We start from the raw sequence: 14006 nt of genomic DNA on the forward strand, positions 1-14006 counted from the left end.
GCAACTTTGTATGATTTTATGATTGTCATACAAACTTGCCATGCATATCGTCCTGCCCATGGGACAGGACAAAGCGACGCGTGACCGCGTCTTGATCATTGGCGCGGGACCGGTGGGATCGGTCCTGGCGCTTGCGCTTCGTCAGCAGGGTGTGCCGATCCTGCTGATCGACCAGCTTGCGGCGCCGGAACGCGATTGCCGCGCGGCATCGTGCCACCCGCCGACGATCGCGATCCTGGAGGAACTGGGGCTGCTCGAGGCGGGGCTGGAGCAGGGGCTCGTCTCGCCCGTGTTCCATTATCTCGATCGCGTCACCGGCGAGCGCGTTGGCCGCTTCGCGCTGCCGGAAATGCAGCAGCCGCCCCTGCACCCCTATGTGCTGCAGTGGGAGCAGTACAAGATCGCCGATACGGTCGAGGCGATGCTGAAGGCCGATGACGGCGCGCAGATCGAACGCAGCACCCGGCTGGTCAGTATCGAGCAGGATGAGGATGGTGTCGCCGCGGTCGTCGAGCGCGCCGACGGCTCCGCCGACCGGCTGGAAGCCGCCTATCTCGTCGGCTGCGACGGCGGCCGCAGCACCGTGCGCAAGCTTTCCGACATCGCGTTCGAGGGCTTCACGTGGCCCGAACGCTTCATCAAGATCGACACGCGACACGATTTCACCACGCTCGGGCCGAAGATCAGCAACCGCAACTATTTCTCCGACCCTGATGAGTGGATGAACCTGTTCAAGGCGCGGGGTGAAGATGGGTCGGGGATGTGGCGCGCGGTGAGCCCGACGCTTCCCGAACAGACGGACGAAGACCTGCTTTCGCCCGAGGCGATGGAGGCGCGGCTGCAGAAATTCTGCCCGAAGCCCGGCGATTACGAGATCGTTACCGTCGCGCTGTACAGCGTTCACCAGCGCATCGCGGAAACGTTTAACAAGGGCCGCGTGCTGCTCGCCGGCGATGCCGCGCACGTCAACAATCCGGTCGGCGGCATGGGCATGAACGGTGGCATCCATGATGCGATGAACCTTGCCGCCAAGCTGGGCGACATCCTGCTGCGCGGCGCCGAGGCGCGGCCGCTGCTCGATCGCTACACCCGCCAGCGCCGCAAGGGGCAGGTGGATGGCGTGCAGGCGCAGAGCATCGCCAACAAGCAGACCCTGGGGGAGAAAGATCCTGTCGTCCGCGCCGCCAAGCTCGCCGAGATCCGCCACGCGTCTGAAACGCCGGACCTGCACGACGCCTTCATCCGCCGAAGCTGCATGATCGACAGCTTTGCCGCCGCCAACGCCATTGAATAGGGATAAGAAGATGAACGTCGCCCGCCACGCCCGCCCGGCCGAGATCGCCAACTGGAGCCTGGAGCAGATCATGGACCGCTATGTCGCGCGGTTCGAGGATCGCGTGCCCGACTGGAACGCCTTTTCCGACGCCAGCATCGAAGGCTATCGCCGCGCCCAGCATCGCTTCATCGGCGCCGGCGCCTCGGGCAAGCATGACGATGCCGGTGTCGTGCCCGCCGGCAATTTCACCTTGTCGATCATGCTGGTGCCGCCGGGGCAGGGCAACGCATCCCACACGCATGAGGTGGAGGAAGTATTCTTCATCCTCCAGGGGCGCTGCACGGTGTTTGTAGAGGATGAGGCCGGCAACCGCCTGTCACGCGAACTGGGGCCCTGGGAACTGATCTCCTGCCCGGCGGGAGTCATCCACGGCTATCAGAACGATACGGATGAGCCCTGCTACCTGCAGGTCGTGCTTGGTCGTGGGCGGCCGGAGGTCGCCGGGTTCGCCGATGAAGCGCTGTTCGAGAAGCGCGAGGCGCATCTATCGTAGTGAATCTTCCTCCCCGATGCTGCGCGCCGGGGAGGAAGATGCAGTCCGATCAGCCGACCTGCATCTCGACGCCGGCCATGCCGGTCGCCCAGGTCGGCATCGCCTCATAGAACAGGCATTCGCCGCGCGCGCCGTTGACTGCCGCGGCAAGGACGATCCATGCATTCACTTCCAGCCCGCCATTGCCGGCGACGTCGAGGATCGTCGCATTGTCGCGTGCCGTCAGCGCGTCGAGGTCCCCCGCGAGCATATCGGCCATGAACGCCTGGTCCCAGGGCTCGTTGATCGAGCCTTCCTGCGGCGTGCCGACCCAGTGCGAAAGCCCGCCGCCGGCGAGCAGCACGACGCGTGCGGCTTCCGGCAATTGTGCGACATAGTCGCGGAGCATGGCGCCCAGCCGGCGGCAATTGGCGGGACCGGGTTCGGGGTAGAAGACGGTGTTGACGTAGAGAGGCACCGCCGGGATGCGGCGCTCGGGATCGATGATGCCGAGCGGGATCATCACGCCATGGTCGGGCTGGATGGGATCCGCACGGCTGATCGCCACGCCCCGGTCACCGGCGAAGGCGAGCAGCCCCTCGGCGAAGTCGGGCGCGCCCGGCACCGGGTCGCGTGGCAGCCCCATGTCGCCCAGCGGATGGAATTCCGCCGCGGTGCCGACCGCGAACGGCGCGGGGGTGGTCAGCGAGAAATTGTTGAGATGGTCGCTGGTGATGATCACCAGCACGTCCGGATCGAGCGCACGGATGCGGCGGCCGATCTCACGCATGCCCTGGAACACGCGTTCCGACTGTTCCTCGACACCCGCGGGCGATCCGAGCTGGTGTGACATGGCGAAGGCGCCGACGATCTTGCCCATATTATCTCCGATCGAAGAAATGGCTCATCGCAAAGAAGGGCAAAGTGGGCCTTCCCGACCAGATCAGCCATTTGATCACGTAATTGCCGTGGACGCCCATCCGCGAGAGCTCGTCGCGCGATCCGTCGCGCAGCACCGCCTGCGCGGCCGGATCGACGCCGAAGCGCGCGAACAGCGCGCCCGGATCGGATCTCACCAGCCCGCGCTCCTCGGGATGGCGGACGAGATGCTCGATGAGCGCATGGACCCCCGCCGGTGCGGTCATGCCGGATCAACGCCGAGGAAGCGGTTGACCGCGCCACAGAAATCGTCGGTCGCCTCGATCATCGCCCAATGCCCGCAATGCGGCACGATATAGCCCCAGCTGTTGGGCAGCAGTTCGAGGAAGCGATAGGCGCGCGGCAGGATCGACACGCCGTCGTCCTTGCCGTTCACGACCAGCACCGGATGCGCGATCGTCGCCAGCCGGTCCTCGGCATAGTTGAGCGTGCCCTTGCGCGTCTCGGCGTTGATCGCGTTGAGCGCGGCGCGCGCCTCGTCATTCTCCAGAAGCTGGAAGCGATACTCGACCATCTCCTCGCTGGGCTCGAAGCCCGGAGCGGTGAGGCCGCCGATCACCCGGCGCATGCCCTCACGCGTAAAGTCATAATGGAGGTTATGGAGCAGGTGCGGCGATGGTTTGGGCGGGATCGGCAGGCCGGCGCTGCCCATCAGCACGATCTTCGAGAGCAGCTCCGGCCGGTCCAGCGCCACGCCGATCGCGCTCGCGCCGCCCATCGAATTGCCGACGATCGCGACGCCCGCGAGGTCCATCGCGTCGATGAAGCCGGCGAGATGGCGGTTGCGCCCAGGCTGGTCATAGACATAGGTCTCAGGCGAGGGCTTGTCGGTCTTGCCGAAGCCGATCATGTCGGGCGCGATCACTCGGAAATGCGGTGCGAAATGCGCGAAGCAATCCTTCCAGTTGCCCCAGCTGTCGGCGCCCGCGCCGCCTCCATGGACCAGCAGCAGCGGCGGACCCTCGCCGGCTTCGAGATAATGGGTGCAGACGCCGTCGACGTCGATGAAATGCGAAGCGATCTCCATGGCGGCTCCCCTCAGCGCAGGTCGGTTTTCTGCTGGATGCCGCGGCCGTGCCGGCTGGCGAGGCGGCGCCACTGCAGGATGGTTTCGTCGGGCTCGCACAGCATCTCGTCCACCCAGCCGAAATCGTCGGCATAGAAGGGCTCGGTCACCTCGCGCGCCCAGATGTCGTCGCCGTTGAAACCGTCGAGGCCGTGCGGCTTCCAGATCGCCTCGAATTCGTTGGCGAAGGTGATGCGCTCGTCATGCGTGGTGCACGATTTGCCGATGGTCTGGACATAGAGGTGGCGTTCACCGTCGAGCGGCACATACCATTCGAACTGGGTCAGGCCGGCGGTGGGAAAGCTTTCCACCTTGAGCACGCCCGGCAGCCAGACCGAGGTGCCGACCGAGGCGGAGGTGCCCTTCACCTGCGTGGAACGCGGGCCGCTGACCACGACCTCACCGTCGATCACGCCGTCCCACACCGGGGTGTGCTGCGCGAAATCGTCCATCACGCCCTTGGGGCCATCCTCTTCCTCGACGACCTGGACGGCGCCGGGCAGGGGGGTGTGGCCGATCGGGAAGTTGAAAGTGCGATAGTGGCGGAGCGTGGTATCCTTGTGGATGAAGATGTGCAGCGCGTCGAAGCCGTTCTCGGCACCCAGCCGCCAGTTCGAATTCACCACGCGATGCTTGCCCAGCACCATCAGATCCTCGTCGAGGAAGCCCGGCGGCACGTCCTTCTTCAGGTCATGCACCTCATTCTCGTCGCCCAGGAACACGAAGATCAGCCCTTTCGCCTCCTGCACCGGATAGGTCACGATCTTGCGCCGGCCGATCAGCCGGCTGTCGGGCACCGCCAGGATGTTGACCAGCTCGCCGGTCTGGAAGCGGTAGGTATAGCCATGGTACCAGCAGGTGATGGTATCCTTGGTATAGCAGTCAGGCTTGCGGGACAGCGGCACGCCGCGATGCAGGCAGCGGTCGCGCATCGCATAGACCTTGCCCTCGATGCGCTTCAGCAGCAGCTTTTCGCCGAGCAGCTCGACCACCTCGATCTGGCCCTCGTCGATCTCCTTGGAGAAGCGCACCGGATACCAATGGTTGCGGAAGCCCATCTTGGCTTCCACATAGCCCTTCCAGTCCCCGATCATGTTGACGACTTCGGGATTGACCAGCGGCTCTTCGTTCATCGTTCTTCCTTCGGGTATCTGAATCAGCGGAAAGTGACGGAGACGGTGCCGAGGCCGGCGATCTCGGCGCGCACGGCGTCTCCCGGGGCGACCGGCCGCATCGGCCCGAGCGCGCCCGTGAGGATCAGTTCGCCGGCGCGCAGCGGCCGTCCCAGCGCCTGGCTGCGCGCGGCCAGCCACGCGGCGGCGTTGAGCGGGTTGCCGAGGCAATCGGCGCCGCGGCCTTCGGAAACGATCGCGTCGTTGATCCGCATCGCCATCGCGCAGCCGGTGAGATCCAGCCCGTCGAGCCGACGTGCCGGTCCGCCGAGGACCACCGCGCCTGCCGAGGCATTGTCGGCGACGGTGTCGAGGATGCCGATCTTCCAGTCGGCGATGCGGCTGGCGACCACTTCCAGCGCCGGCATCACATAGGCGGTGGCCGCGATCACATCGGCGATGGTCGGGTTGGGCATGTCGAGATCGCTGCCGAGGATCAGCGCGACCTCGGCCTCGACGCGCGGCTGGCGCAGATCGGCATGCGCCAGTTCGGCATTGTCGCCATGCACCATCTCGTTGGTCAGATGACCGAAATCGGGCTCGCCGACGCCGAGCTGGCGCTGGACGGCGGGGGAGGTGAGGCCGATCTTGCGGCCGACGATGCGCCGCCCGTCGGCGATGCGATCCTCGATCTGCGCCAGCTGCACGCGATAGGCCTGCGCCACGTCGGTGATGCGATCGGCCACCGGCGCGATCGGCGCGCCGGCATAGGCATCGGCAAGCTCCCGGGCCACGGTGCTGACGACTTCGTCTGCGGCGATATCAACCATCGGCTTCCCCTGTACTCGATATGATTGTATGACAAACATAATGCCTGTTTGTCGAGGGAGAAGTTTCGGGATGTTCCGTGCGTCGCTGCATTTTCAGGATGGCGCCTCGATCGATCTGGCGGTGGCGCCGGGGCAGACGCTGGTCGAGGCGGCGATGGCGGCGGATGCGCCGCTGCGATCGGATTGCATGAGCGGCCAGTGCGGCGCCTGCATCGCGCGCTGCACGGATGGGCGGGTCGCGCGCGAGGTGGTGGAACCGGCGATCGTGACCGCGGACGAGGCAGCGGCCGGCATCTATCCCACCTGCCTCACCCGGCTCGAATCGGATGCGGCGTTCGTGCTCGAATATCCGCTCGATCCGCGGCCGACCGAGCCCGGCCGGCATCGCGGCACGCTGGTGGCGATCGATCGCCTGGCGGCGACCGTCTCACGGCTCGTCATCCGGCTCGACGATCCCGACGAGTTCCGGTTCCAGCCCGGCCAATATGTGCGGTTGCGTCCGCCGGGGCTGCGGGTGGCGCGCGCTTATTCGATCGCCTCGGCGCCGGTGGCGCTGCCGCTGATCGAACTGCTGATTCGCCATGTGCCGGCTGGGCAGGTGAGCGGCTGGCTGGACGGCGAGGGCGCCGTGCCGGGGGCGCTGATGACCTTGCAGGGACCGCTCGGCGGCTTTTCGCTCGATGACCGGGCGGCGCGCGCGGTGTTCGTTGCGGGCGGCACCGGGCTCGCACCGTCGCTGGCGATGATCCGCGCGCATGCCGGGCTGATGCCGATGCTGCTCTGCTTCGGCTGCACGCGGCGCGAGGATCTGTTCCTGCATGAGGAACTGCGAACGCTCGAGACCGAAGTGCCGGATCTGGAGGTGCGCATCGCGCTGATGGAGGGGGCCGCGGGCGATGTGCGCGAAGGCAGCGCGGTGGCGCTGCTCGCCGGCGATCCAGATGCCGGCGCCAGCTATCATCTCTGCGGCCCCCCGGCGATGGTCGATGCCGCGCGCGCGGTGCTGCGCGCCGAGGGCGTTTCGCCCGAACGGATCCGGGCGGAGCGGTTCGCGCTAGGCGCGTAGCCAGGCGGTGGCGCGGCGCCCCGCCTCGGCGGCGTCGCGCCCGCCGGCCAGCGCGACTGCGAACAGCAGGCGCAATTTGCGCGCGCTGAGATCATGCGCACCGATCGCGCCCAACGCGGCGAGGCGGGCGCCCGAATCATAGGCGGGCGCGGTGCCACCACCGATGCAGCCGGTCGCGATGCCCACCAGCACGCCGGCATCGCGGGCGCGCTCGATCGCGGGGACGAGTTGCGCTGGCACATTGCCGCGGCCGAACCCCTCGATCACCAGCCCGCGCATGCCGCGGTCGACCAGGGCGTCGACCAGCGCGGGCCCGCTGCCCAGCCCGAGTGCGGCGATCTCGACCGCGGGTTCCGGATCCTCGATCGCGAACACCGGCACACGGCGCGGCATCGCGGTCAGCCGCACGCCATGATCGTCGACGCGGCCGATCGCGGCGGTGTGCGGGCCAAACGCCTCCGGGCCGCTGCTGTCCAGCTTGCGGGCGCTGCGCGCCGGCAGGATGCGGCCGCCGAAGATGATCGCGGTGCCGATGCCGCGCGCGGCGGGATCCCGCGCCACCGCCACGGCGTCATGAAGATTGGCGGGGCCGTCGCTGCCCGGCGCGGAGGCGGCGCGCTGCGCTCCGGTGAACAGCACCGGCGCGGTGCCGCCGTGGAAGAGTTCGTTGAGGAAAGCGACATCCTCCATCGTGTCGGTACCGTGCGCGATAACGAAGCCCTGCACGCCTTCCTGCGCGGCCGCCGCAATGGTGCGGACGATCCGCATCGCGTCGCCGAAGCCCATATCCTCGCTCAGCCCCGCATAAAGCTGGACCTCACGCACGCCCTCGCGGGCAGCCGGCGTCAGGGCGTCGATCAGCCCCGCCGACCCCTGGCGCCCGATCAGCACGCCGGCGGCATCGGGTAATGAGGCGATGGTACCGCCGGCATCAATCAACTGAAGGCTGGACATCTCGGCTCCACTCGCTCATGTCTGTATGACAATCATACAAAGATATACTTCACTAGGGAATGACATGGCCGAAAAGATTGCGCTTTGCGAGGCCGGTGCGGTGGCGCCGGGCCAAATGGTGCGTTTCGAACCCGCAGGCGAGGATCCGGTGCTGCTGATCAACGACGAAGGCAGCTTCCGGTTGATCGACGATGACTGCACGCATGCGATCGCCTCGCTGGCGGAAGGGCGGCTTGACGGCCATATCATCTTCTGCCCGCTGCACGGCGGCAGCTTCGACATCCGCACCGGCAAGGCGAAGTCGCTGCCGTGCAAGCAGGCGCTTCGAACCTACCCGGTCAGCGTCGAGAATGGCATCGTCTATCTGGGATAGCGGCTCGATCCCCTCCCGCTTTCAGGAAGAGCAGAGAAGGCCTGTCCGGAGTGGTACGACCTCATAGCCGCCAACCCGTGTACGATTGCTGCTTCCAAGCCGTCGCCCGCCGTCTCGGGAGAGGGGTGGATGAGCTCCTTCTTCTGCTTTCTCTTACATGCCCCTGAGCGCGTCTGCACCCGCTATGAGCGACCGGGCGAATTCAGCGCGTCCGCTGGTGTTTCCCTGCGGTTCGAAGCCAAATCCATCGAAGCAGAGAATCAGTGCCGAGATGACATAGCTGGCGGCGCGTATTTCGACTGGAGAGCTGACGTGGACCGACATCACGACGTTGTTCGGCTTGATCTGCTCGGGTGAAGCTGAGCTGCTCAACTGAGCATTCCACTCCTTCGTGTCCGCTGGCATTGTCGATGCCGGCGCTATTTGGCCCTCCAAATAGACGTCCTTGCCCTCAATCACCGCGAGAACACCGTCGGTGACCGGCCCGCCGGCATCCACCGCCGGAAAGCGCGTTATCCGAACGGGATAGGCGTGACTGGCTATGCACTGTTGGACGGCGGCAGCGGTCGGCCAATTTGCAGCAGGCATGGCAACATAGAAATCCACGCTCATATCGGTCCATCCTTTCCCATCATTTGCGCGTCAGGCTTCGTGCCTAATATGGCCGACTTGCAGGATGAAGCACGACATCGGTCGCGGCGAAATCCTTGCCCGTGCAAAGAAGCGGTTCATCGCGCTCTTTCGCTACGGCATAGACCATCAGATCGAGCAGGTTGAGCAAGCCGCCCCGCCCATTCCCTTTGCCATAGAGCGGAATCGCCTCCAGAAGCCGCTGGGCATGATCCGCAGTGAAAGGCAGCACGGTCAGGCCGCCGTCGCGCCACAGGGTCACCAGTTCCCGGGCCGGTTGTATCGCGTCCACCCGGCTGCCGCTGGAAACGGCCCAAAATTCCGCCAGCGCCGGCGCGGGCAGGAAACATGTTTCCTCGTCCAGCGCATCCAGAATGCTCTCTCGTCCATCTTCGCCAAGCAGCACCGCGATCAGCGCGGAGGTGTCGACGATCATCGCGGCAATCCGCTATCATCATAAAGATCCGCGTCGAGCTCAGCCATCCCGGGATATTCCCGCTTCGGGACTTTGGCGAGAATCGCCTCGATCCTTGCGCGCCGATCCTGCTTGTCAGGCTCGCTTTTCGGCAGCGGCATAAGATCGAGCGCCTCTTCGATGACCTGCACCTGGCTACGTCCGTCCCGGGTCAACAGCGCAAGCCTGGCCAGAGCGCGATCGGAGCGAATGGTGATGGCGCGCTGCTGGCGCCGGGAAGGGGTGGGCATGGACCTCATCCTCGAAACCGACCGGGGACGATGTTACCAGCGCGTGCTGCTACGTGCAATCACGCCCCTCACCGCTAGATGCCATCAGGGATCAGGCAGTCATCGTCCCACGGCATAAGCTTGCATCAACCGCGGCGTCGCCGCTGCATGCAGCACGCCATCCGCGCTGCGCTCGGCGACGGTGAGGCGGCCCGCCGACCAGGCCGGCGCCTCGCGCAAGTCGTGCCCGCGGCGGGTGAGGTCCGCAATGATGTCCGCGTCGTAATTCTCCTCGATCACCGCCACCCCGGGCAGCGCCTCGCGCGGGTAGAAGGATGAGGGGAAGTGGAGGCTGTGGAACAGTGGCTGGTCCAGCGCCTGCTGCAGCCTCATCTTGCCGAGAATCCGGCGCAGGAGCAGCACGAGTTGCCACTGGTCCTGCTGGTCGCCGCCCGGCGTGCCGCAGACCAGCGCCGGCCGGCCATCCTGCAGCGCCAGTGTCGGCGTCAGCGTCGTGCGCGGGCGTTTGCCGGGGGCGAGGCTGCCGGGCAGACCGGGCTCCAGCCAGAACATCTGCGCGCGGGTGTTGAGCGCGAAGCCGAGGCCGGGGACGGTGGGGGAGGATTGCGGCCAGCCGCCCGAAGGGGTGGCGGTCACCATGTTTCCCCAGCGGTCGATCACGTCGATGTGCACGGTGTCGCCGGGCTTCAGCGTCGATTTGAGGTGCATCATCGTCGGCTCGCCGATGCCGATGCCCGCCGCTTCGGAAGTGGCGACGCGCACCTGCGCCATGCCGCGGCGCACCTGATCCTCGAAGCCGGAGACGATGCCGGGACGGATCGCGTGGCTGGCCTGCCCGCCGATCAGCGCCGCGCGTTCGGTGGCATAGTCGGCGGAGAGCAACGCCGCCATCGGCACGTCGACAAAGGCGGGGTCGCCATAATAGGCCTCGCGATCAGCGAAGGCGAGCTTGAGCGCTTCCAGCACGAGATGGACGAAATCGGCGCCGCCGAGATCGACCATGGCGATCCCCGCCGCGTCGAGAATGGCAAGCGCCTGAAGCAGCACCGGACCCTGACCCCAACTGTCGGTCTTGCACAAGGTCCAGCCGGCGAAGTCGGTGGTCACCGGTTGCTCATAGCCGGCGGACCAGCGCGCCATATCCTCACCGGTCAGCAGGCCGGCGTGGCGGTGGCCGCTCGCGTCCATCAGCGGGGTGCGGGCGAAAGCGTCGATCGCCTCGGCGACGAAGCCCTGGTTCCACGCTTGCCGCGCGCGGTCGATGCGCGCGTCGCGCGTGCCGCTGGTGCCCGCCTCGGCGATCAGCCTTTGCCAGGTCGCGGCGAGCACGGGATTGCGGAACAGGGCGCCGGGCTGGGGCGGGGCGCCCCCGGGCAGCCAGATGTCCGCGCCGCTCGGCCATTCGGTCAGCAGCGCATAGGCGACATCGGCGATCGCGCGCGATGCGCCGGCGAGCAGCGGATGGCCATTCAGCGCATAGCCGATCGCTGGCGCCATCACCTCGGCCAGCTCCATCGTGCCATGGTCGCGTAGCAGCAGCATCCACGCATCGAATGCGCCGGGCACCACCGCGGCGATCAGCCCGGACCCCGGCACCATGTCGAGGCCTTCGCGGCGAAACGCGTCGGTCGTCGCAGCGGCGGGCGCGACACCCTGGCCGCACAGCACCTGCACATTGCCGTTGCCGGCATCATGAAACAGGATCGGCACCTCGCCGGCGGGGCCGCACAGATGCGGCTCGACCACGCACAAGGTGAAGCCGCCGGCGACTGCGGCGTCGAAGGCGTTGCCGCCGCGTTCGAGGACGCCCATCGCAACCTGCGAGACGATCCAGTGAGTCGAGGCGACGACACCGAAGGTGCCGCTGATCTCGGGGCGTGTGGTGAACATCCTGGGCAAGCTCCGGTCATCGCTGCGGGGCTCGCAGAGCGCTCTTTCGGCGTCGCGATGCCCTGATTGTTGTCATACAGTAACACAATCGTACCTCGATTACTTTGACAACCGTCAATCGCATCATTGAGGCTTGCCAAGCGCGGAACTTTGTATGACAGTCACACCGTCACATCGGAGCCAGCCCCGCACGTACGGCGGCGGCACGGTGAGAGTCGGTTGATCGCACAGGTCGCCGACGACGGGCCAGCAGGAGAACCAAGGAGATGCATCGAGCAAGGGGTTAATCCACATGGGTCAGATTCTCAGCCGCGCCCGCGGCCGACAGCGCGTCTTTACGTTGATGGCGTCGGCGGCCCTGTCAGCGCTTCTGGTCGCCAGCCCGGCGGCCGCGCAGGACACCGCACCCGATACGACCGCGGAAGCGGCCGACGGGGGCGACATCATCGTCACCGGAACCCGCCGCGGCGACGCGTCGGTCAAGGATACGGCGCTCGCGATCACCGCCTTTTCGGGTGAGACGCTCGAGCGCAGCCACGTTACCAGCCTTTCCGACATTCGCGCGCTCGATCCGTCGGTGAACATCCAGAGCTATGGCGCCGCCCAGACCAAGGTGGTGCTGCGCGGCATCGATTCGGATGTCGGCGCGACCTCGGCGCTCTACCTCAACGAATCCGCCGTGCTCGGGGGCACCGGCGGCAACATCCTGGGTGACGGCAAGCCGGGTATCCGCCTGCACGACATCGACCATGTCGAAGTGCTGAAGGGGCCGCAGGGTACCTTGTTCGGCACCGCCTCGATGAGCGGCACGTTGCGCGTGCTGACACGCAAGCCCGAACTCGACCAGTGGGGCGGTTCGGCCGAACTCGGTCTCTCCGCGGTCAAGGGCGGCAATCCGTTTGCCGAGGCCAGTGGCACGATCAATGCGCCGATCGTGACCGACACGCTGGGCGTGCGGGTGACCGGCTGGCTGGAAAGCGGCGGCGGCTTCATCGACCAGCGCCCGCGCGACGGCGTGATGTTCAAGAACGGCAACGACCAGTTCGTGCGCGGCGTGCGCGGCGAAATGCTGTGGCAGCCGGCGCCCGAACTGTCGGTGCGCGCGCTCGCCACGCATCAGGCGATCGACGTGGACGGCAGCCAGGCGTTCCAGATGGCGGCGGGCCCCTATCTCAACACCTCGCCGACTGTGGAAACCTACAAGGATCGCTACAGCCTGTTCGCGCTGACCGCGGAATATGATCTGGGCTTCGGCTCGATCATCGCCAGTGGCAGCTACAGCAAGCAGGACGTGCGCAACACCAAGGATTCGACGCCGACCAATATCAGCTTCGGCGTCAATGCGCCGCTGAATTTCGTCGCGACGATCGACTTCGAGGATATCAACAGCGAGCTCCGCTTCTCCTCGGCGTTCGACGGGCCGTTCCAGATCGTCGCGGGCGCCTATTACGAGCATACCAAGAGCGACTATCAGACCAACGCGATCCAGGCGCCGAACTTCATCCCGGCCTGCTTCACCTATGATGAGTGCAAGGCCAAGGGGCTGGCGGAGCCCGGCCGCGGCAAATCCATCTATGAGTTCGGTACGCTCACCGAGCGCACGATCGATCAATATGCGCTCTACGCCCAGGCCGATTGGGAAGTGGTGCCGGGCCTGACCGCCACGGTCGGGGGACGCTATTTCCGCGCCGAGGTGCGCGATCTCGTCACCAACCTGCAGACCGTGTTTCCGGACTTCGTGTTCGGCATCGTCACGACGCCCAGCGTCACCGGCGATCGTGAGGGCGTGAACAAGGAACCGAGCTACAATTTCGCGCTGCTGTGGGAAGCGACGCCGGACATCAGCCTCTATGGCCGCGCCGCTTCGGGTTTCCGCATCGGCGGCGTCAATACCGCCACCTCGCTCGCCGAGCAGGCCGGTGTGGTCTTTCCGGGCACCTATGATCCGGACAGCCTGTGGAGCTATGAGGTCGGCATCAAGGGCTATGCGTTCGATCGCGCGCTGTTCTTCGATCTTTCCGGCTATCGCGTCGACTGGACCAATCAGCAATTGCTGGCGAGCGCGGCGGGCGCGTTCGGCTATACGATCAACGCCGGCAAGACGGTGACTAAGGGTGTGGAGTTCAACACCACGCTCACATTGCCGCAGGGCTTCAGCTTCAACGGCAACGTCACCTATGTCGATGCCAAGCTTGCCGAAGACCTGCCGCCCGAAGTGGTGGCTGCGGGCACCTTCGGCAGCGACGGCGATCGCGTGCCGCTGTCGCCGCGCTGGTCGGCGGCGGCGACCGCCAATTACGAGACGTCGCTCGGCGGCACGCTGACCGGCTTCGTCGCGGGCAACATCACCTATCATGGCGACAGCTACAGCAGCTTCACCCGCGATACCGAATTCGATACCTATCTGCCGGACTATACGCTGATCGGCGCCCGGTTCGGCCTGCGGACCGAGGGCGGGGTGGAGTTCACCATCTACGGCGACAATCTCACCAACGAGGCGCCATATCTGGGCGTGATTCCGTCGCAGGATGGCGTGCGCATCTTCACCGCGCGTCCGCGCACGATCGGCGCCCGCGTCCGCGCGCGTTTCTGACGTCACTTACGCATGACTTCGGGCGGCTTTTCGGAGACGG

General features: G+C 66.3%; 15 protein-coding genes. 5 read left to right on the forward strand and 10 right to left on the reverse strand.

The window, feature by feature from the left end:
• Positions 1 to 58: 58 nt before the first annotated feature.
• Entirely contained in the window at positions 59 to 1294 is a 1236-nt protein-coding gene (locus tag FHS96_RS25550; protein WP_429598577.1) for an FAD-dependent oxidoreductase, read from the forward strand.
• A 10-nt stretch (positions 1295 to 1304) separates the two neighbouring features.
• On the forward strand, positions 1305 to 1829 hold the full coding sequence (locus FHS96_RS25555; RefSeq protein ID WP_429598579.1) for a cupin domain-containing protein: 525 nt from the start codon (positions 1305 to 1307) through the stop codon (positions 1827 to 1829).
• Between the two features lie 49 nt (positions 1830 to 1878).
• On the opposite strand, the gene FHS96_RS25560 is transcribed toward FHS96_RS25555, so the two are convergent.
• Genes FHS96_RS25560 through FHS96_RS25580 form a run of 5 tightly spaced genes read right to left on the reverse strand, consistent with a single transcriptional unit; the run spans position 1879 to position 5755 of the window.
• Positions 1879 to 2688: a DODA-type extradiol aromatic ring-opening family dioxygenase gene (locus tag FHS96_RS25560; RefSeq protein WP_429598581.1), complete on the reverse strand. Its 810-nt coding sequence runs from the start codon at positions 2686 to 2688 to the stop codon at positions 1879 to 1881.
• A 1-nt stretch (position 2689) separates the two neighbouring features.
• Positions 2690 to 2953, reverse strand: a complete 264-nt coding sequence (locus FHS96_RS25565; RefSeq protein WP_429598583.1) for a hypothetical protein — start codon at positions 2951 to 2953, stop codon at positions 2690 to 2692.
• Positions 2950 to 3774 carry an alpha/beta fold hydrolase gene (locus FHS96_RS25570; protein ID WP_429598585.1) on the reverse strand — a complete coding sequence of 275 codons (825 nt, stop codon included), beginning with the start codon at positions 3772 to 3774 and terminating at the stop codon, positions 2950 to 2952. The genes FHS96_RS25565 and FHS96_RS25570 overlap by 4 nt, the downstream gene beginning before the upstream one ends.
• Positions 3775 to 3785: 11 nt before the next feature.
• Complete coding sequence (locus FHS96_RS25575; protein ID WP_429598587.1) at positions 3786 to 4946, reverse strand: Rieske 2Fe-2S domain-containing protein; 1161 nt, start codon at positions 4944 to 4946, stop codon at positions 3786 to 3788.
• Positions 4947 to 4969: 23 nt separating this feature from the next.
• Positions 4970 to 5755 (reverse strand): 2-keto-4-pentenoate hydratase, encoded by a 786-nt coding sequence (locus FHS96_RS25580; RefSeq protein WP_429598589.1) that lies wholly within the window; start codon positions 5753 to 5755, stop codon positions 4970 to 4972.
• Positions 5756 to 5825: 70 nt separating this feature from the next.
• On the opposite strand from FHS96_RS25580, the gene FHS96_RS25585 reads away from it, so the two are divergent.
• The gene (locus tag FHS96_RS25585) at positions 5826 to 6821 is read left to right on the forward strand and encodes an FAD-binding oxidoreductase (RefSeq protein ID WP_429598591.1); all 996 of its coding nucleotides are present in this window, start codon (positions 5826 to 5828) and stop codon (positions 6819 to 6821) included.
• Here the strand turns inward: FHS96_RS25585 and FHS96_RS25590 are convergent.
• Complete coding sequence (locus FHS96_RS25590) at positions 6810 to 7775, reverse strand: asparaginase (RefSeq protein WP_429598593.1); 966 nt, start codon at positions 7773 to 7775, stop codon at positions 6810 to 6812. The two genes, FHS96_RS25585 and FHS96_RS25590, sit on opposite strands and share 12 nt — an antisense overlap.
• 64 nt (positions 7776 to 7839) lie before the next feature.
• Between FHS96_RS25590 and FHS96_RS25595 the strand changes: the two genes are divergently transcribed.
• Positions 7840 to 8148: a non-heme iron oxygenase ferredoxin subunit gene (locus FHS96_RS25595; protein ID WP_429598595.1), complete on the forward strand. Its 309-nt coding sequence runs from the start codon at positions 7840 to 7842 to the stop codon at positions 8146 to 8148.
• Between the two features lie 153 nt (positions 8149 to 8301).
• Here FHS96_RS25595 and FHS96_RS25600 read toward each other — a convergent pair whose 3' ends face one another.
• From FHS96_RS25600 to FHS96_RS25615, 4 genes are all read right to left on the reverse strand, one after another.
• Positions 8302 to 8760 (reverse strand): hypothetical protein, encoded by a 459-nt coding sequence (locus tag FHS96_RS25600; RefSeq protein WP_429598597.1) that lies wholly within the window; start codon positions 8758 to 8760, stop codon positions 8302 to 8304.
• 43 nt (positions 8761 to 8803) lie between these two features.
• Positions 8804 to 9214 (reverse strand): type II toxin-antitoxin system VapC family toxin, encoded by a 411-nt coding sequence (locus FHS96_RS25605; RefSeq protein ID WP_429598599.1) that lies wholly within the window; start codon positions 9212 to 9214, stop codon positions 8804 to 8806.
• Positions 9211 to 9483 carry a hypothetical protein gene (locus FHS96_RS25610; protein ID WP_429598601.1) on the reverse strand — a complete coding sequence of 91 codons (273 nt, stop codon included), beginning with the start codon at positions 9481 to 9483 and terminating at the stop codon, positions 9211 to 9213. Before FHS96_RS25610 ends, FHS96_RS25605 begins: the two co-directional genes overlap by 4 nt.
• 99 nt (positions 9484 to 9582) lie before the next feature.
• A complete protein-coding gene (locus FHS96_RS25615; protein ID WP_429598603.1) occupies positions 9583 to 11373 on the reverse strand; it encodes a gamma-glutamyltransferase family protein in 1791 nt (596 codons plus the stop codon).
• 292 nt (positions 11374 to 11665) lie between these two features.
• On the opposite strand from FHS96_RS25615, the gene FHS96_RS25620 reads away from it, so the two are divergent.
• The gene (locus tag FHS96_RS25620; RefSeq protein ID WP_429598605.1) at positions 11666 to 13966 is read left to right on the forward strand and encodes a TonB-dependent receptor; all 2301 of its coding nucleotides are present in this window, start codon (positions 11666 to 11668) and stop codon (positions 13964 to 13966) included.
• The last annotated feature ends 40 nt before the right edge of the window (positions 13967 to 14006 follow it).

The sequence above is a fragment of the Sphingomonas zeicaulis genome, from assembly GCF_050433225.1.
GTDB lineage: Bacteria > Pseudomonadota > Alphaproteobacteria > Sphingomonadales > Sphingomonadaceae > Sphingomonas_D > Sphingomonas_D zeicaulis.